This is a genomic window from Cellulosilyticum lentocellum DSM 5427 (assembly GCF_000178835.2).
GTDB classification, from domain to species: domain Bacteria; phylum Bacillota; class Clostridia; order Lachnospirales; family Cellulosilyticaceae; genus Cellulosilyticum; species Cellulosilyticum lentocellum.
The window spans coordinates 1,885,440-1,904,225 of sequence record NC_015275.1 but is presented as its reverse complement, the minus strand read 5'-3'; the positions used below and the strand labels follow the sequence as shown (position 1 = coordinate 1,904,225).

Annotated in this window: 18 protein-coding genes and 1 other annotated feature; of the genes, 7 read left to right on the top strand and 11 right to left on the bottom strand. The window is 33.3% G+C overall.

Going from position 1 to position 18,786, the window contains the following annotated elements; all coding sequences use genetic code 11:
* Window positions 1-303 precede the first annotated feature (303 nt).
* Together nrdD and nrdG are read left to right on the top strand one after the other, a co-directional pair.
* Window positions 304-2,421 (top strand): anaerobic ribonucleoside-triphosphate reductase, encoded by a 2,118-nt coding sequence (nrdD, locus tag CLOLE_RS08615; RefSeq protein ID WP_013656713.1) that lies wholly within the window; start codon window positions 304-306, stop codon window positions 2,419-2,421.
* Window positions 2,418-2,897, top strand: a complete 480-nt coding sequence (nrdG, locus tag CLOLE_RS08610) for an anaerobic ribonucleoside-triphosphate reductase activating protein (protein ID WP_013656712.1) — start codon at window positions 2,418-2,420, stop codon at window positions 2,895-2,897. Before nrdD ends, nrdG begins: the two co-directional genes overlap by 4 nt.
* Before the next feature lie 68 nt (window positions 2,898-2,965).
* Here the strand turns inward: nrdG and CLOLE_RS08605 are convergent, their stop codons facing one another.
* The 9 genes from CLOLE_RS08605 to CLOLE_RS08565 form a co-directional block, all read right to left on the bottom strand.
* Window positions 2,966-3,910 (bottom strand): L-lactate dehydrogenase, encoded by a 945-nt coding sequence (locus CLOLE_RS08605; protein ID WP_013656711.1) that lies wholly within the window; start codon window positions 3,908-3,910, stop codon window positions 2,966-2,968.
* A 23-nt stretch (window positions 3,911-3,933) separates the two neighbouring features.
* Complete coding sequence (locus CLOLE_RS08600; RefSeq protein WP_013656710.1) at window positions 3,934-4,368, bottom strand: DMT family transporter; 435 nt, start codon at window positions 4,366-4,368, stop codon at window positions 3,934-3,936.
* A gap of 254 nt (window positions 4,369-4,622) precedes the next feature.
* Window positions 4,623-5,633 carry an aspartate--ammonia ligase gene (asnA, locus tag CLOLE_RS08595; RefSeq protein ID WP_334290676.1) on the bottom strand — a complete coding sequence of 337 codons (1,011 nt, stop codon included), beginning with the start codon at window positions 5,631-5,633 and terminating at the stop codon, window positions 4,623-4,625.
* 43 nt (window positions 5,634-5,676) lie between these two features.
* Window positions 5,677-5,927 (bottom strand) — a binding site (T-box leader).
* A gap of 77 nt (window positions 5,928-6,004) precedes the next feature.
* Window positions 6,005-6,679 (bottom strand): uracil-DNA glycosylase, encoded by a 675-nt coding sequence (locus tag CLOLE_RS08590; protein WP_013656708.1) that lies wholly within the window; start codon window positions 6,677-6,679, stop codon window positions 6,005-6,007.
* Between the two features lie 289 nt (window positions 6,680-6,968).
* Window positions 6,969-7,898: a cysteine synthase A gene (cysK, locus tag CLOLE_RS08585; RefSeq protein WP_013656707.1), complete on the bottom strand. Its 930-nt coding sequence runs from the start codon at window positions 7,896-7,898 to the stop codon at window positions 6,969-6,971.
* Between the two features lie 17 nt (window positions 7,899-7,915).
* Complete coding sequence (locus CLOLE_RS08580) at window positions 7,916-8,371, bottom strand: RrF2 family transcriptional regulator (protein ID WP_013656706.1); 456 nt, start codon at window positions 8,369-8,371, stop codon at window positions 7,916-7,918.
* 196 nt (window positions 8,372-8,567) lie between these two features.
* On the bottom strand, window positions 8,568-9,422 hold the full coding sequence (locus CLOLE_RS08575) for a YitT family protein (protein WP_013656705.1): 855 nt from the start codon (window positions 9,420-9,422) through the stop codon (window positions 8,568-8,570).
* Window positions 9,419-9,679, bottom strand: coding sequence for a GIY-YIG nuclease family protein (locus CLOLE_RS08570; RefSeq protein ID WP_013656704.1), 261 nt, complete (start codon window positions 9,677-9,679; stop codon window positions 9,419-9,421). The genes CLOLE_RS08575 and CLOLE_RS08570 overlap by 4 nt, the downstream gene beginning before the upstream one ends.
* Before the next feature lie 78 nt (window positions 9,680-9,757).
* Window positions 9,758-11,116: a DUF4340 domain-containing protein gene (locus tag CLOLE_RS08565; protein ID WP_013656703.1), complete on the bottom strand. Its 1,359-nt coding sequence runs from the start codon at window positions 11,114-11,116 to the stop codon at window positions 9,758-9,760.
* Between the two features lie 152 nt (window positions 11,117-11,268).
* Between CLOLE_RS08565 and CLOLE_RS08560 the strand changes: the two genes are divergently transcribed.
* From CLOLE_RS08560 to CLOLE_RS08550, 3 genes are all read left to right on the top strand, one after another.
* Window positions 11,269-11,820 carry a hypothetical protein gene (locus CLOLE_RS08560; protein WP_013656702.1) on the top strand — a complete coding sequence of 184 codons (552 nt, stop codon included), beginning with the start codon at window positions 11,269-11,271 and terminating at the stop codon, window positions 11,818-11,820.
* Between the two features lie 202 nt (window positions 11,821-12,022).
* On the top strand, window positions 12,023-13,048 hold the full coding sequence (locus CLOLE_RS08555; protein WP_013656701.1) for an HD-GYP domain-containing protein: 1,026 nt from the start codon (window positions 12,023-12,025) through the stop codon (window positions 13,046-13,048).
* A 185-nt stretch (window positions 13,049-13,233) separates the two neighbouring features.
* On the top strand, window positions 13,234-14,397 hold the full coding sequence (locus CLOLE_RS08550; protein ID WP_013656700.1) for a hypothetical protein: 1,164 nt from the start codon (window positions 13,234-13,236) through the stop codon (window positions 14,395-14,397).
* Window positions 14,398-14,453: 56 nt separating this feature from the next.
* Here CLOLE_RS08550 and murI read toward each other — a convergent pair whose 3' ends face one another.
* Window positions 14,454-15,215, bottom strand: coding sequence for a glutamate racemase (murI, locus tag CLOLE_RS08545; RefSeq protein ID WP_013656699.1), 762 nt, complete (start codon window positions 15,213-15,215; stop codon window positions 14,454-14,456).
* Between the two features lie 268 nt (window positions 15,216-15,483).
* Between murI and CLOLE_RS08540 the strand changes: the two genes are divergently transcribed.
* Together CLOLE_RS08540 and CLOLE_RS08535 are read left to right on the top strand one after the other, a co-directional pair.
* Window positions 15,484-16,023 carry an NfeD family protein gene (locus CLOLE_RS08540; RefSeq protein ID WP_013656698.1) on the top strand — a complete coding sequence of 180 codons (540 nt, stop codon included), beginning with the start codon at window positions 15,484-15,486 and terminating at the stop codon, window positions 16,021-16,023.
* 95 nt (window positions 16,024-16,118) lie between these two features.
* The gene (locus CLOLE_RS08535) at window positions 16,119-17,693 is read left to right on the top strand and encodes a flotillin family protein (protein ID WP_013656697.1); all 1,575 of its coding nucleotides are present in this window, start codon (window positions 16,119-16,121) and stop codon (window positions 17,691-17,693) included.
* Between the two features lie 74 nt (window positions 17,694-17,767).
* On the opposite strand, the gene CLOLE_RS08530 is transcribed toward CLOLE_RS08535, so the two are convergent.
* Window positions 17,768-18,760 (bottom strand): peptidyl-prolyl cis-trans isomerase, encoded by a 993-nt coding sequence (locus CLOLE_RS08530; RefSeq protein ID WP_013656696.1) that lies wholly within the window; start codon window positions 18,758-18,760, stop codon window positions 17,768-17,770.
* Between the last annotated feature and the right edge of the window lie 26 nt (window positions 18,761-18,786).

The following is an 18,786-nucleotide window of genomic DNA, read 5'->3' as shown; positions in this document are numbered from 1 at the left end:
ATCTCCTTTTAGTACTCTCACTCTCACGTATTCTTATCTTCTATTGTACATCACCCTCTATAAATTGCAAACCAGTTAACTATGTTTCTATTTGAAAAATTTTTTTACAAGCTACTCTATCTTATAATGCTCTAGTATTTCCCTATGAATTCAAGCCAACTTTTCCATTTTTAAACATTGACAAAAAAATCTAAAAACACATTCTTGCCAAACAGATGTGCAAGATATAGTATATATTTAGAAAACCGATTATATATATAGTATAGTATATAAATTGGCAAAAGTTTTAAGGGGGATAGCAAAATGCAATATTATGTTATTAAAAGAGATGGAAGAAAAGTAACCTTCAATACCACCAAAATTGAAAATGCTATTTTACGCTCAGCAAAAAATGTAGAAGTTGATATACCTATTAGTGATATTACTTCTAAAGTCACGGGCCGTATTCAAGACTTGTATAGCTATGAAATTACAGTCGAACAAATTCAAGATGTGATTGAAGATACTTTAATGGATTTACAATTAGAAGCTTTAAAAAATTCTTATGCTAATTATCGTAAAGAGCGTACACGCATACGTGACTTAAAATCCGAGCTTATGGATACGGTCCATAATATTGGTATTGAAACAGATAGAGATAATGCTAATGTAGGTAATAACTTTTCTTCCAAGCTCCTTCGTATTGCTAGTGAAACAAATAAATGGCATAACTTATCAAAAATGCCTAAACACCTTGCTAAACTACATGAACAAGGAGATTTGTATTATCATGATCTCGATAGCTATAATTTAACCACTAACTGTTTACACATTGATACTGGTAAAGTATTTGAGAATGGTTTTAATACAGGTTATGGTACTATTCGCAAACCTAAACGTATTGAATCTGCTGCAGAGCTTAGCTGTATTTTATTACAGTCTTCTCAAAATGATATGTTCGGTGGTCAATCACACGTTAACTTCGATAATGATATGGCACCTTATGTGGGACTTACAAGAGAAGAAATCAATCAAGAATTCGCCCCATTAAAGTCTTCTTTATCCGAAGAAGATTTTACTACCTTTGTAGAGAATAAACTTGTAAGTAGAGTACGCCAATCTATGCAAGGCATTGTTTATAACTTAAATACCATGCATTCTCGTGCAGGTTCACAAGTTCCTTTTAGTAGTCTTAATATTGGTTTGCCACAAAGCAATGATGCTGCTTTAGTATGCCAAATTTTCTTAGAAGAATACGAAAAAGGTCTTGGTAAAAACGAACAACCTATCTTCCCTAATATTATTTTCCGTGTCAAAAAAGGTGTTAACCGAGGTGAGGATGCGCCTTATGAATATCTCTTTAAACTGGCTTGTCGTGTAGCTAGTACACGTATGAATCCTACCTTCATGAACATTGATGCTGACTTTAACTTAAAATATTATGCAAAAGGTATTTTACCAGCTACTATGGGTTGCCGTACTTATGTATGCTCTAATATTAACGGTCCTGAGGGGCCTAACAGACGCGGTAATAATGCACCTACTACAATTAATCTACCTCGTGTTGCTCTTGAAGCAAAAGGTAATCTAGAAGCTTTTTGGGTATTATTAGATAGTCGCTTACAGTTAGCTAAAGAATCCTTACTTCATCGTTACGAAGTACTTAAACGCCTTAAGGTGAAGGATTTACCATTTGTCGTTGGTGAAGGACTTATGCTGGGTTCTGAAGGCCTTGGACCTAATGATAGTATCGATCCTGTCTTAAAAAACGGCACCTGGTCTATTGGCTTTATTGGACTTGCTGAAACCTTAGTTGCTTTAACAGGTAAACATCACGGTGAAAGCGAAACAGCTCGTGAATTAGGTTATCAAATCGTTCAATGTATCCGTAATTTCACAGATAAAGCAACCCAAGATACCCATATGAACTGGAGCTGCTATGCTACTCCTGCTGAAGGACTTAGCGGGAAATTTGTTATTCAAGATCGTGACCGTTTTGGTAGCATTGCAGGTGTGACAGATAAGGATTATTACACGAATAGCTTCCATGTTCCAGTTGGCTATCAAATTTCTATTATAGATAAAATTCAAATCGAAGCACCTTTCCATCGTATGTGTAATGCGGGTCATATCAGTTATATAGAAGTAGATGGTTATCCTTCTGAAGAAACGATTGAAAAAATTATTACATATGCTTATGATAGCTCTAATATTAGTTACATAGGAATTAATTTTCATCTCAGATACTGTAAAGACTGTGGTACATCTGTTACAGACTGTGGGAAAACATGTCCTGAATGCGGTAGTAGCCATATCCAAGGTATCAGCCGTGTAACAGGCTACCTCAGCTTAGATGAGCGTTTTGGTAGTGGTAAATCAGCCGAGAGACAAGACAGACTCTCACATGATGAAGCTCATAAAAATACTTATACTAACGTATGAGTACCTTACAGGTAGCTGGTTTTTTAGATCATTCTACTGTTAACGGAGAAGGCTTTCGTAGTGTTCTCTTTCTGTCTGGTTGCCTTCATGCTTGCCCTGGCTGCCATAATCCAGAAATGCAGGCTTTTCATTATGGAGACTCAGTAGAAGCTTCTGACATTCTTCAACGTATCTTAAAAAACAAGCCACTTATAGATGGTATCACCTTCTCCGGCGGTGAACCTTTTGAACAAACAGAGGCCTTGATAGATTTAGCTGCTTCTATTAAAGCAACTGGCCTTACGCTTTGGTGCTATACCGGCTATACCTATGAACAGCTCATTACAAATCCTAGTAGAAGAAAGCTTTTAAATTTTATTGATGTACTCATTGATGGTCCGTTTATCCTAGCTGAGAAGGATGAACATCTTCTCTACAGAGGTTCTCGTAATCAACGTATACTTTATCTCAGTCAAGGGAAGATTATAGAAAGCTAAAAAATATAAGCAAAGGAGCTACTACATAGCTAACTCATCTGTTAGCCTCGTAGTAGCTCCTTTACTATTTACTCGATTGTTCTAATGATTTCTTTTAAACTATTGGCACTCGCTAGAAGTTTGTCATGCTCTTCCTTTGTAAGCGGAATGTCTAAAATACTTTGAATCCCCTCTTGCCCTATAATGCAAGGCACACTAATAGCTACGTCTTTTATACCATATTCACCTTCCAATGTAGTTGAAACAGGAAGGACACTCAGCTCATTTAAGACAATTGCTTTTACCATACGTGCTACTGCTTCTGCAATCCCATAGTTTGTATAACCTTTTGCCATTAAAATATTCATTCCGGCATCAATAACCTCTTTAAGAACTTGCTCTTGATTAACGGCTGGTTTATTAAACTTTTTGCTACAATCACTTAAGGGAATACCTCCTAAGTTACATAAGCTCCAAGTAGCCATAGCTGTAGCACCATGCTCTCCTAGAATATAACCATGCACATTCTTTGTATCTACCATGAAATGCTCTCCAATAATACGTCTCATTCTTGCTGTATCTAATAAGGTTCCTGAACCAATGATTTTATTTCTAGGATAGTTAAATTCGTTTTGTGCAATATAAGTGACAACATCTACAGGATTAGAAACAAAGATAATAATGGCTTCCTGCGTATATCTAATAATTTCCTTCATTACACTGCGCGTCACTTCTGCATTGGTTTTAGTTAAAATACGTCTATCTAGCTTTTCACCAGGTTTAACACTAGGTCCTGCTGACATCACTATAATTTGTGCATCCTTACAATCTTCATAGTTACCTTGGCGAATTAACACATTAGGCACATATGTAAAGGATGTCGTATGAAAGGCATCTAATGCCTCTCCTGCTGCCTTTTTTTCATTTTGATCTATCATAACGATCTCAGCTACTAAGCCTGAGTTTAAGATGGACATCATGGTAGCAGAGCCTACCATGCCAGCTCCTATAATACATACTTTATTTTTAATCATTTTTGCCTCCTCCTGCTACCGTTTTATTTTTTCCATTGAAAAACGATAATTCCACCAACCATTATGAGGACTCCTACCAATTTTGTCCACATAAAATTCACTTTTTCTGTACCAAACCACCCTAGTAATTCAATCAAATAAGCAGCAGTCATTTGGGCAATCAAAATAAGCATGACAGCATAACTAGGCCCTAGCTTAGCCATAGACACTACTACTGTATACGTAATTCCTGCGCCTAAAACACCGCCTAATAAATACCACTTATTAATGGTTTTAAACCCTTCTACATTGGCATCACGCACAAAAAGTAATACTCCGAGGCAACATATAAAAGCAATAAAATGAACAATACTACTTGTAAACCAAACACCTGACTTTTCTGTTACTCTTGTATTAAAAACACCTTGTACACTCATAAGAATCCCTGATATAAGTGCTGTAATGATACTAATAAACATAATGCTCTCCTTTTTCTATTATTACGTTTATTGTGCATCATCTTCGTTTTTTTATTCCTTTTCTAAAGATTGCTTGCCTCTACTGCTTATTTCTCCTAAGTACTTAAATAAACGAAAAAATAAGCAATTAAAATTCTCTTCACAGATTTTAATCGCTTATTCTAAATTTACTTATTATCTTAATCCTATGTATATGAACACAGTATTAAACCATATACTCCGATTGTACATGCTCTATTGTTTAATCAAGAGCGTTATAGCAAATGAACATGTACTGCTTCGCAAGCATCAATCATCTCTTGTGGCCAAATGGATGCTTGAACTTCTCCAATATGTGCTTTTTGTAAGAAATACATGCAAATTCTAGATTGACCAATCCCACCACCAATTGTATAAGGTAATTGTCTTTCTAAAACACCTTTATGGAAAGCTAATTCACGGCGTTCTGGGCACCCTGCTATTTCTAATTGTTTTTCTAGTACTTCTTCATCTACACGGATTCCCATAGAAGAAAGTTCAAATGCGCTACCTAAAAGTGGATTCCAGAATAAAATATCTCCATTAAGAGACCAATCATCATAATCTGGCGCTCTACCATCATGTCTTTCTCCATTACTTAAAGCCCCACCAATTTGCATTACAAATACAGCTTTCTTTTCTTCACAAATTTTATTTTCTCTTTCTTTAGCAGTAAGTTCTGGATAGCTGTCTAATAACTCCTGTGAAGTTACAAAATAAATTTCATCTGGCAACCATTTTTCAAGTACAGGATACTCTTCTGTAATATAGTTTTGTGTTCTAATAAACGCCCTGTAAATCTGCTTTACTGTTTTCTCAAGAAACTCTGTATTACGCATATCCTTAGTAATAACTTTTTCCCAATCCCATTGATCGACATAAATGGAATGTAAGTTATCTAATTCTTCATCACGACGAATCGCATTCATATCTGTATAAAGTCCTTCATTAATACCAAATTCATATCTACCAAGCGCCATTCTTTTCCACTTAGCTAAAGAATGAATCACCTCTACAATAGCATGATTATCATCTGCAATATCAAAAGCAACTGCTCTTTCTGTCCCATTTAAGTTATCATTTAAACCCGTTTCTGGTTTAACAAAAAGTGGAGCAGACACACGAGTTAAATACAACTCATAAGCTAAAGCATTTTCAAAATAATCCTTTAACTTTTTAATTGCCACTTCTGTTTCTCTTAAGTCTAATTTGGCTTTGTAACCTTCTGGAATTCTTAATTGCATCACATATTCCTCCTTTTAAAATATAAAAAACCTCCTTCCCTTAAACGTAAGGGACGAAGGTTGATTCGCGTTTGCCACCCTAATTGACTTTAGTAAACTAAAATCCTCTCACTAACGTACAGATTACTCGATACGTTTTAGATATAACGGTCTATCCCGTCTAAGTCTACTAAGCCAATAGCCGTTCGATTAGCAACTCCAAGCTGTTCTTCCATCCTTACCTTGTTACCGATTTTCAGCTCCCTCGGCTCTCTTTAAACCTTAGTAAAGATTTACTCGTCTTTTCATCGTCTTTATTTTTTAGATTTATATAAGTATTTTAATTACAGTCAAATATTTTGTCAAGTCAATTTTAGCATTCTTGTTTTAAAAGGCTAGATATTTTCTATTTGAAAATCAATAGGTGTCTTACCCATAGCTATTAAATACTCATTTACCTTTTGAAAATGATTACATCCAAAAAAGCCATTGTATGCAGATAAAGGACTAGGATGAGCAGCTGTTAATATCTTATGCCAAGGTGCAGTAATAAGCTCTGCTTTTTTCTTAGCTGGCGCTCCCCATAAAATAAAAATAACAGGATCTTTTCTTTCATTTAGCAAACTAATAATACGATCTGTAAATACTTCCCAACCTTTTCCCTTATGAGATTGAGGCTTACCAGCTCTTACCGTAAGAACCGTGTTAAGTAATAATACGCCTTGCTCAGCCCATTTCATAAGATAACCATTATTCGGTATATAACACCCCAAAGTAGCTTGAAGTTCTTTATAAATATTAACTAGTGAAGGTGGTACTTTTACACCTGGCTTTACAGAAAAAGCCATTCCGTGTGCTTGTCCTTCTCCATGATACGGATCTTGTCCTAAAATAACGACTTTTACGTCATCATAACTTGTTGTCTTTAAAGCATTAAAGATATCATACATATTCGGATAAATCGTTTGAGTCTTATATTCATCTTTTAAAAATTCATGTAAAGCTTTATAATAAGGTTTCTCAAATTCATCCTTTAGTTGTTCGTCCCAGCTGTTATTAAATGTTACCATTTCATCGCTCCTCTTTTATATCATCCTCTCAAATATACCATACTTATTTCTCTACCGGCTACAACTTAGGATGTTATTTTCATCAACTTTTTATTCCTCTTCCTTTATGCTCTTGCAGTACTTGCTAACTTACTTTTAATTTAGGCAAACAAATAACTGCCAGTTTTCACCTTTTAAGGCTTACTGGCAGTTATTTGGTAATCTTATAAAATTTGATTTATTCTGCTCTCATTTTTTATCTTTGATTGATTGTACAAGTTACCCTCAACTGATACTTGAGCAAAGATTACTAAGCAAATAAAGGTGTAGATAAATATCTTTCTCCAGTATCTGGTAAAAGTGCTATGATATTTTTACCTTTATTTTCCGGTCTTTTAGCTAATTGAGTGGCTGCATATAAAGCAGCTCCTGATGAAATTCCTACTAATACACCTTCTGTCTTAGCAAGCTTTCTAGCTGTTTCAAAAGCGTCTTCATTACTTACCTGAATAATTTCGTCAATCACCTCAGAATCAAACACTGCTGGTACAAAACCAGCACCAATACCTTGAATCTTATGTGGTCCTGGTTTACCACCTGAAAGTACTGGAGAATCTGCTGGTTCCACAGCTACGATTTTCACTTGTGGTTTCTTTTCTTTAAGTACCTCTCCCACACCAGATACTGTTCCACCTGTTCCTACACCTGCTACAAAAAGGTCTACACTACCATCTGTATCATTCCATATTTCAAGTGCAGTTGTTGAACGATGTGCTAAAGGATTAGCTGGATTATTAAATTGCTGTGGTATAAAGCTTGGTACTTTTTCTTTAGCAAGCTCTTCAGCCTTTTGAATAGCACCTTTCATACCTTTTGCTCCTTCTGTAAGCACAAGCTCTGCTCCTAATGCCTTTAATATATTACGACGCTCTACACTCATTGTATCAGGCATAGTTAAAATCAACTTATAACCTTTTGCTGCACATATATAAGCTAAAGCAATACCTGTATTCCCACTAGTTGGCTCAATAATAGTTGTTTCATTTGTTATAAGCCCTTGCTTTTCAGCATCCTGAATCATGTAATAACCAATACGATCTTTTACACTGCTACCTGGATTAAAAGACTCTAGTTTAACAATAAGCGTTGCTTCTACTCCCTCACTCTTTGCATACTGCCCTATTTCTAATAAAGGGGTATTTCCAATTAACTCTGTAATATTTTTTGATATCTTAGCCATTTTAATTCCTCCCATTTTTATATATAATACATTAATACTTCTTTTTGATTAAGCTTCTCATAATCCTTCATTAAATCTTCCAAGGTAATATGATCAATCACCTGACAAATACTTTCTGTAATTTTACTCCAAACTTGTTCTTGTAAACACTGTTTCATGCTATTATAAATTAAAGAAGCATCATCTCTAGCTTCCTCTTCTTCTACGATAAGAATTTCTCCTTCTATAGCCCTAATGACTTCTCCTACAGTGATGTCACAGCTACGCTTTGCTAAAATGTAGCCACCTTGTGACCCCTTGATACTTTTTACAATTCCTGCTTTTTTTAAAGATGAAAAAACTTGCTCCATATAATTGGCGGATAACTCTTGTCTCTGGGCTATACTAATAAGTGGTACTTGATCCCCTGATGAATGAACTGCCAAATCTACTAAAGCACGTAAACCATATCTTGCTTTTGTTGATATTTTCATAGCCCCTCCTTTATTCCTACTATTTCTCTATGTTTTGTAGTATATGCTTTATATCTAGAATTGTCAACCCTTTTCGATTAATTTTATACTAAATTCTAAGAATCTTATTTATAAAATTAAAATATTAAATTAAAATAGAGATAGAAAGAAAGCTATCCGCTTAATTTCTATCTCTATTTTAATTTCTAACCATTTTTTATTTCACTTTAAAACCTTCTCCAACAACCTCATGTAAATTTTGTACTGTCATAAAAGCTAAAGGGTCAATTCTAATTAATTTCCTTTTTAAATCAATAAATTCCTTACGGTCGATAACAGTTGTAATGACTTGCTTAGGGTTTTTACTATACGCTCCTTCTGCTGTATAGATAGTTGCACCCCGCTCTAGTGTTTCTAAAATATACGTATTAATCGGTTGCACTTTATCTGAAGATGAGGGAATAATCATGACATAGCGCTGAACATTAAACCCAGAAATTAAATAATCTATTAAGTTAGTCGTAATTAAAACCCCTAATGCCGCATAAAGTCCTTTTTCAAGCCCAAATATGCCCGTAGCTAAAAGAACAACAATCATATCAGCTATCATTAAGGAGGTTCCAATATTAAGGTGCGTATATTGGGTAATCATTTTTGCTATAATATCTGTTCCACCAGAAGATGCTTCTAAATTAAACACTAATGCTTGACCTATAGCAATAAATAACGCTCCAAAAATAAGTAAGATTAGTAAATCGTCACTAATAGGCTGCCAATTAGGCCAAATGAATTCTAACTCTGTCATTAATACTGATACAGACAAACTACACATTAAGCTTCTTAATCCAAAGCTTTTTCCTAACATGATAAACCCAATCATAAACATCAAGCAATCTAAAATAAAAATAAGAATACCAATGGGTACAATCGGGAAGAGCGCCTTTAGAACAATTGCTAGACCACTTACGCCTCCAGCTGCTAAATTTGATGGTGCCCAGAAAAAATAAAGTCCTATGGCTATAAGTAATGCTCCTATAATAATTCCTATATATTCTTTTACTAGTTGTTTCATTCCCTCAGCTCCTCAGCTTTTGAATGGATAAGAGCTTCTTTTTCAGCTCTACTCATTTGTTTAATCATATATTCTCTTTTCAAAGCTTCTGCTTTAGTCGCAAAGCTTTCTTCATAAACCAAAGTAACGGGTGTACGACCTCTCGTATATTTTGCACCTTTTTTATCATTATGTATACGCACTCTTTTTTCTATATTATTAGTGTATCCCGTATAATAGGTACCATCTTTACATTTCAAAATATATATATAATACATAGCATTTCCCTTTTTTATATTTATTATACTATAATAGCAAAAAGGAACTCATAATCAATGGAGTTCCTTTTTTCATCCTTACTTCTTTTCTTTTTTCATATGACTAAGTGTACTAAATAGCTTTGTTACTTTATCTTTATTAACCGCAAATTCTGTAACACCATCTACACGTAAAATATAATAATTAATATCATAAGGAATAAGTTCAATTGTCTCCTCTTGATTATTTTGTAAAGTACATGTAATTGTAATTTCAGCTTTTCTTTCTTCTTTTTGTTCAATTTCAGGATTTTGAAGTGCTGCCTCAATCCATATGCTTGAGCTAATAGTTGAAATAAGCTCTGCAGTTTGCTCCTTATTTAAAGCTATTTCATCTAATTGACTTACTATTTCAGTAGCAACCTGTCCTGCTTCTCCATACTCTAGTGTCAAGTTATAAGTACCTTGTGGATTCTCTAACACAATCTGTTTAATCCCAGATAACGGCAGTTCTAAAACTTCTCTTGAAATCATGTCGAATGGTTTATAGCTAGTCAGTTGCTCTAACGCCTCTTTCTTCATCGTATAAACAACTGACTGGTCATTCATTCTTACATAAACCAGATCACCTTCTGTTTTACCAAAACTTAATTCCCATCCCTGATTCAGACCTAAAATAAGTTGTGGCTTAGTTAGACCATAATCTTCCTTCTCTGTAATGGCTCCTGCAAAACTATCTATCTTCATCTCTTTAATCGTTTCGAGTAACTGCTCCATTACTTCTGTTTGAATAAAGTGACTTCCTTTATAGTAGTCCATTAAAGACCATTTATCAACACCTAAATCCTGTAGCTTCTTAAGGCTTAAAGTATATTCTTCATTATGTGTCAGTTTGATTTGCTCTATGTTTTCTAACTCAGGTATTTTTAAATTGCCTACTACAAAAGTATTCGGATTTCTTAAAAGCTGTTGTCCATCATTATAAGCCACTGCATATACGCCTTCCATGCGATCAGTTGTCATATAAAAGAGTTGTTTATCTTCTGTTATCTTTCCTACTTTAAATGTTTGACTATGATTCATTTCATCATAAAGTGTAATGATAAGAGACTTATCATCTATACCATATTGGGCCTCATCTTCTACTTTATAAATGGCTTCCTTACTTTCTATTTTTCTTATCGCCACTAACCACTCATGTACTGCTTGCCAATCATACGTCAAGTCCATATGTTCTGGATTCTCCCAGTTTTGATGTTCTTTTTCTAAAATAGTCGTTTCACCCCTTTTTATTTCAATACGCACTACATTACCCTCTAGAGTACATAATTTCTGTGCTACTTCTTCTTTCCCTATAGCTTGTCCCATTGTCATTTTACTTTGAGTACTGTAATATATCATTCCTGCTCCACCTAAAATGATACCTAATAATAGGACTATGCCCATCTTCTTTTTCATTCTTGTTCCTCCTGTTTTTAGAACCTCATGATGATTTTCCATTTGATTAGTCTTATTTATATTTTTATATTAATAACTTCTCATTCTTTTTATTCTGCTATATAATAAATATAAAGAAGTCGTTAAGAAAGTTATTAAAAGGGGGAATGTTTATGTATGTCTATTCTAAAACACTACCTACCTATAACATCTACTCTAATTTTTTAACCCATAGTTACTTTAATGTCTTAGAAAAATGGAGTTTCTATGAGCAGCGAGGTTGCAAAATCCATTCAACCTCTTATAACGAACTCATTAAGTCCATTCAATCTTTTATCTTTATTCTAGAAAGTTCTAGACATTCATCTTCTTACTTACAAGCTTATATATTTGACTATCTACCAACTATACCTTATACAAATAGGTCAGTTCTTTTTAATGATTTAGCACACTCCTATCCTGAAGCTTTATCCGTCTTTCATTTACCCAAAACAAAACTCAACTTAAAACTTTTAAAGAAATGTTACTTACATACATTTAATAAGCTTTCTAAAAATGCTAGAACTGACTTAATCCAGGATTGTAATATCATCCTTATTAACCTTTATTATTTTATTCTATATATTCCTTTTAAAAAGCAAAAAAATAGCCCTGCTTTTTTCCTAGCTCCAACAGCAGAAGATTTTATCACACTTGTTTATGATTTTAAAGAACACTGCACCTAAGAAGCTAAATCTTACTAGTAATCAGATTTATTTTCGTCATATTAGTTTATCATTATTGAAGAGATTTTGCAAATAGCACCATAGCACACTATAACGATATACAATTTTTCTGTATTTAAGTTATTATTTGCTCTATTTTCTTACTTTTCTTATCTATTTGGTCGATATAAAATTAAAAGTAACTGACAAGGGGGCTTACGTTATGCAAAAAATTATTGTGCCTATTTCAAAATGTATTCCAGGTATGATTACTTCAGGACCTATTATTGATTTAAAAACTGGTACTACTATTGTAGGTCAAAATCAAGAACTCACACCGGAGCATATTAAAAATATTCAAAACTTTGTTCATACAGATATATGGGTTTATTTAGATTCTTTCAATAAAGTATGGAATCTTCCTGTAGAAACAATTGAAAACTATAAAAAGTATAGTTCTGCCTTAATGGCTGTTGTTAATCAAATGGATCAAAAAGATACAAGCTTATTGGATATTAGTGACTTTGAAGCGTTATGTCAAGATTTACCCACCGACTTTACTGCTAATTATAGTCTCTTAGGTTGTACTAACCTTATTGAACAATTAGACTGTAACACCTATAATCATAGCTTAAATGTAGCTTTTATCTCTATGCTTATTTGCCGTTGGTGTAACTTAGATAACCATCTTATAGCCTCTGCCATTAAAGCCGGTTTATTACACGATATTGGTCTGCTTAACCTTTCATTTGATCCTTTTGATTCTTCTTTTACCAGAAATGCTGATGAGCAAGCTGAATATGAAAAGCATCCTATTTATAGTTATAACCTTGTAAGTAAACTCAAGGATTTAGATCCTATTATCCCAAAAGCCATTTTAGCTCATCATGAACATTGTGATGGCAGCGGTTTCCCAGTTCATATTTCCTCACCTTATATTAATTTATTAGGTAAGATATTGGGGCTTGCTGATACCTATGACTTACTCCGTCACAAACATCATATATTTGATACACTTAAAATCCTATTATTAGATCTACTTCCTCAATTTGATCCTAAACTTCTTTTAACTTTCTGTACTAATATAGCTACCTATTATGTTGGTACCTTTGTTATCTTGAATACAGGAGAAATTGGAGAAGTTGTTTTTGTTAATCCACAATGTCTTTACCGTCCTATTATTAAAATTAATGATCGTTTTATTAATTTATATGAACATAATGAAATTGATATTATGGCTATAAAATAAATAAGACGACCTACTCTTTACAGTAAAATATAGCTGTATTATTAAGAAGAAGAGCCTATTAATTTGCTAGTTAGCAAATTAATAGGCTCTTCTTCTCATTTAGCTTGAAAAAATAACTTATGTCATATAGAATGATAACTAATTATACTATGATATATATTTTGAGCCAAAGGATGTGACTCTCTTTGAAACATAAGCCACATGTAACTATTATTTGTGTTAGTTTTTTATTTTTATTTGGATTTATAAGTTTAAGTATCTTGCAAAATCAATCAACTAAGCATGAACAAGCAGTACCTTTAACTTATAACTGGTACTATAGTTTAAATGGAAAGTCTCCTGTTTCTCTTTCCATCCCTACTCACGTTGATTGTTATTATCATAAGGGCGATACGGTAGATCTCTATACTACTTTACCTACTACTTCCATAAAGCAACCTTACCTTCGTACTAAAATCTTTTTACAGCATGTAAAAATTTTTCTAGATAATGAACTTCTTTATACGTATGACGGTAATATTAATACAAGCGGTAATCTAGAAGTAGGTAGTGGACTTCTCGTATTTCCTCTGCCAAAGGATTATGCTTATAAAACCTTACATATTCAATATATTCATAGTTTTGACCGTATCACTAATTATATCTTTCCAATTACTTTAACTGAAAAAAATCTAACGGAGACGCTCCTCTTTGACTCTGCTGAAACTATTTATTTAAATAGTTGGTTTTTACTTACAGGTATAGTCTGTTTATTGGCTAGTCTTTACTTGAAATTCCAAAAACAACCTTATTTAAGCTTTGTATTTTTAGGTATATTTGCCATTATTTATTCTATTTGGTTACTATGTAACACTAAGTGCTTGCAATTATTTACACAGAATCTAGCTTTTATTCATCATTTAGAATATCTTTGCTTTTATGCTAGTGCTATTCCTCTTTGGTTATTCTTCTATCAAATTGTATCTAAACATTCTTTAAAACTCTATTGCTTTATAAGTGTCTTACCTGCTATTGTTTTTTACATTGTCGCTATTATTTTGCAGTATATGGATAAAGCTAACTTTTTTGAATTGTTACCAGCTTATCATCTTCTTCTTGGTGGTAACTTGTTATTAATGATTATATTCATTGCCTTATTGATTTATAAGAAGCACCCCTTAAGTCAGGGATTACTCGTAGGTATTCTTTGCTTAATCTTATCTGGTATATTAGAGATTGTTAAATTTTATGCTACCAATATTAAAGTTACTTCCTTTATCAATTATGGCATTATCCTATTCTTTTTCAATCTTATTTATGCTTTATATCGTCCCAAAAATTTGACAAAAAGCAAAACTACTCATTTTTAAAAGCACTATAAGTAGGTTCTTTATAAGCCACCTACTTATAGTGCCTTTCATATTAATCAAACTTCTATTATATCTAAGTATTTGTTAAGCAGTTCTTTAGATTCACACCTTTTACCTGAGTAATAAAAGGTTACTTCAGGTTCTTTCCTAATATGCATTACTTTTTCACTATCTATTAATTCTTTTAAATGACGTATAGTGCCTTCATTCCCATCATATACAGTAATATGTGGTGGTAAACATTCTTTTAATATTTTCTTGAAATAAACGAAATGAGTACATCCTAGTACAATTGCCACAATCTCTTCTAACGGATAGTCCTTTAATTTTTCTTTAAAATAAGCTTTGATTTGTGCTTCGTCAAACATAAAGGCTTCTGCAAAAGTAACTAGTTCCGGTAAAGCCAATGTGCAGACACGTTCTTCTTCTCCTAAACGATTTACCAAATTCTTAAACTTCTCTTCTTTTAAAGTAAGAGAAGTAGCTGTTACTAACACCTTCCCATCTGAGTGATGATTGAATGCTAACTTCACAGCTGGCTCCATCCCAATAATAGGAACAGGATATCGACTTCGTAAAGTTTTTACTGCAATACTTGTCGCTGTATTACATGCAATAACAATGGCATCTACCTGTTGACTTATTAAAAAGGCTACGACATCATTTACATAGCCTAAAACTTCTTCTTTAGTTTTTGTACCATAGGGTACATGATTATTATCTGAGTAATAAATATAATCTACTTGTGGTAGGAGTTTTAGGGCTGTCTTTAGAACTGTAATGCCACCTACTCCTGAGTCAAATATTCCAACCTTCATCCTTATCACACTTCCATCTCTTGTAGTATCTTTTCTATTTTAAACGATTTGCTAATTGTTGTTAATACTTTCCTCTGCATCAATCTATAAAAAATATAAGATTGATTCTAAAGTTTGTCAAGGAATTAGAGCATCTACTATAGTTTTTAACTATTAAAAATATAAAATAATATTCAAACAATAAAATTAAATAGTATCAGATTCGTTTTACTTATTCACAATAATATAATATAATATTCTTACAACTTATTTGTAAGGAGGATGTTACATGTCAACTATTTACCTATATGCTCTAGGCTTTGGTCTAATATGCTTATTTATTAGTTTCATCTTAGATGGACTAAGTGATTTGTTTCAAGGACTTAGTTATTTTGACTTAAGTTTTGATGCACTTCCTGGCATTTTACCTATCACCCCCTTAGAAATTTGTGCCTTTTTAGTAGGCTTCGGCGGCATGGGGTATACGCTCTTTGACAAAACTTCTTTTCATCTAATTGGTGCCATTTTAACTGGCTGTTTGCTTTGCTATTTAACCAAAACACTTATCGCTCATCTAAAAAAAGTAGATAGTGATGCTTTAACTGATGCTGATTTAATTGGCATGGAAGGTAAGGTTATTGTTACTATTTTTGAAGGAGGCACTGGAAGTGTGGCTTTAAATACGAAACACGGTAAAATCTCCTATTCCGCACAAAGTGCAACGCCTATTCAAGAAGGTACTATTGTTAAAGTATTAGACATTAAGAAGCATATTCTAATTGTTTCTGATTCACCTACGTATTTTTTATCTAATGAACTCATGAAATAAGCTTTTATTAAATATTAATTTTTCACTAATTTTCTTTACACTTGTATATCTTAAAGTATACTTTAGATATATACATATTATGAAAGGGTGAGGCTATGCCAGAAGTTTTTTCATCATTACCAGTAGGTATTATTGGTATTATTATCGCTATTATTTTAATCGTTGCTATTATCTTGAGTATGTGGAAAAAAATTCCACAAGATAAAGCAGCCGTCGTTACCGGTCTTAAGAAACGTGTCATCACCGGTGGTGGTGGTATTGTTATTCCTCTTTTTGAGCGAATGGATACCATTTCTTTAGAAAGTATGAAATTAGATGTTAAGACCAACGGTGCTATGACTAGTCAAGGGGTACCAATTAACACAGATGGTGTTGCTGTTATCAAAGTTCGCAATGATAGAAATTCTATTTTAGCAGCTATTGAGCAGTTTAATGCTGCCAAGGAAGCTCAAACCGTTCAAACTATTAGTGATGTTTCTAGAGAAGTACTAGAAGGTAAATTACGCGAGATTATTTCTAAACTTACAGTAGAAGAAATTTATAATGATCGTGAAAGCTTTGGTTCTAAGGTTCATGAAGTAGCTGGAACTGATCTTGCTGAAATGGGACTTGAAATCAAAACTTTAACCATCAAAGATATCTCTGATAACAATGGTTACTTAAAAGCTCTGGGTGAAGCACGTATTGCAGAGGTTAAGAAAAATGCTCAGATTGCTGTAGCTGAGGCTAATAAAGAAACTCAAATTAAAACTTCTGAAGCACAACGTCTTGGAGAAACAGCTTCTATTGAAGCGCAAACTGCTATTGCTGAAGCTAATAAAATAAAGAATATTAAACAACTTAACTTCGAAAAAGAACAGTTTACAGCTAAGGCTGAGTCGGATGCAGCTTATAATATCCAACAAAATATTACTCAAAAAATTATGACTGACACTCAAATGGATGCTGAAGTTCTAAAACAACAACGTTTAAAAGATGTAGAAGCAGAAAAAATCCAAATTTCTATTGTAGCTGAGCAAAAAAACATCGAACTTGCTGAGAAAAAAGCTGCTCGTAAAGAAAAAGAATTACTTGAAACAATCATTAAACCTGCAGAAGCTCATAAAGCTAAAGAACTATTAGATGCTGAAGCATTAAAATACAGAGAAATTGCAGATGCTCAGGCTCGCGCTGAAGCCGTTCGTTTAAGTGCATTAGCTGAAGCTGAAAAAACCAAAATCCAAGGTCTTGCTGAAGCTGAAGTTATTCGTCAAAAAGGTCTAGCTGAAGCAGATGCTATTAAAATGCAAGGTCTCGCCGAAGCTGAAGCTATGGAAAAGAAAGCTGAAGCATATGCTAAATATACTGATGCTGGTAAGATGGAAATGTTAGTTCAAATTCTTCCTGATATTGCCAAGAGCATAGCTGAGCCAATGTCACGTATTGAAAAAATTATTGTTATGGATGGTGGTGGTGACAGCCAAGGTGCCACTAATGTAGCAAGAACTGTTGCTAGTACCATGACTACTGTTATTGAATCTGTAAAAGAAATGACTGGTTTTGACTTAACAGATGCCATGAAGGCACACACTTATGATGCTACTGTTAATAAAAATGTTAATTTGGATATGAAACATGTAGGTGGTCCTTTCCTTGAATCCCCTATTCCAACCACCTCTAAGGTAGAATAAAATTATCTTTATAACATTATTAAAGGGTATAGGAAATCAACTCATTGATTTCCTATACCCTTTAATAATGTTAATTAAATTAAGTCTTCATTAATAACAATATTCGTTGATTCTTTCCATTCTTTTACTTTTTTCTCTACTACTTCATTTTGTTTTTGTATTAAAAGTTGTTCCTTAATTTCATCTTTCACTTCATCATAAGACTTAATTCGCTCTTCTTTATTGACATCGGTTACTTTAATTAAATGCCAACCATTTTGTGTTTTAACTGGTTCTGATACTTCTCCTTCATCAAGCTGTTTTGCACTTGCTAAGAAGTCTGCATCATACTTGGTGCTATTATAAGGAATATATTCTAATAAGCCACCTTGACTTTTAGTAGCATCAGTACCATACTCTTCTGCTAAATCTTCAAAGCTTGTTCCTTTGTCATACTTAGCTTTGATTTCTTTTGCTTCTTCTTCTGTAGCTACTAAAATATGAGACATAGTCGCTCCTGCTTCTGTTTTGAAACTATCAATATTACCATCATAGTAAGTTTTTATTTCTTCATCACTTACAGTAATATCTTTTGTAGAAGCCGTAACGACTTGGTTAACAATCAAATCTTCTTTGAGCATTTGTTTAAGTTCTTCTAAAGACATACCACTTGTTGTGAGTGCTTCCTCAAAAGCTGCTTCTGTATCATAATCTGATTTAAGTAGTTCTAACTCTTCATCTACATCATCTGCTGTAACATTAACATCATATTCTTGGGCTTTACTAATAATAAGCTGTATTTCAACTAAATAATCTACCATTAAACGTTTTTGTTCATTATAATAATTCATAGCCTCTTCATTTGACTCATAATCTTCACCATATTGCCATTGCATCAAGCTATCAAGATAAACTAGTTGTTGATCTAGGGCTTTTTTAGTAACCTTCCCATCACCAACTGTAGCAATAACAACATCTTCTGTTTTATTATTGGTTTGAGAATTGTCTGCTACTTTACTGCAACCTACTACTCCAAAACCTAAAAGCCCTACCATTAATAATACTATTCCCTTTTTTAGTAACTTCATTGACGTCCTCCTATGTCTGATATGCT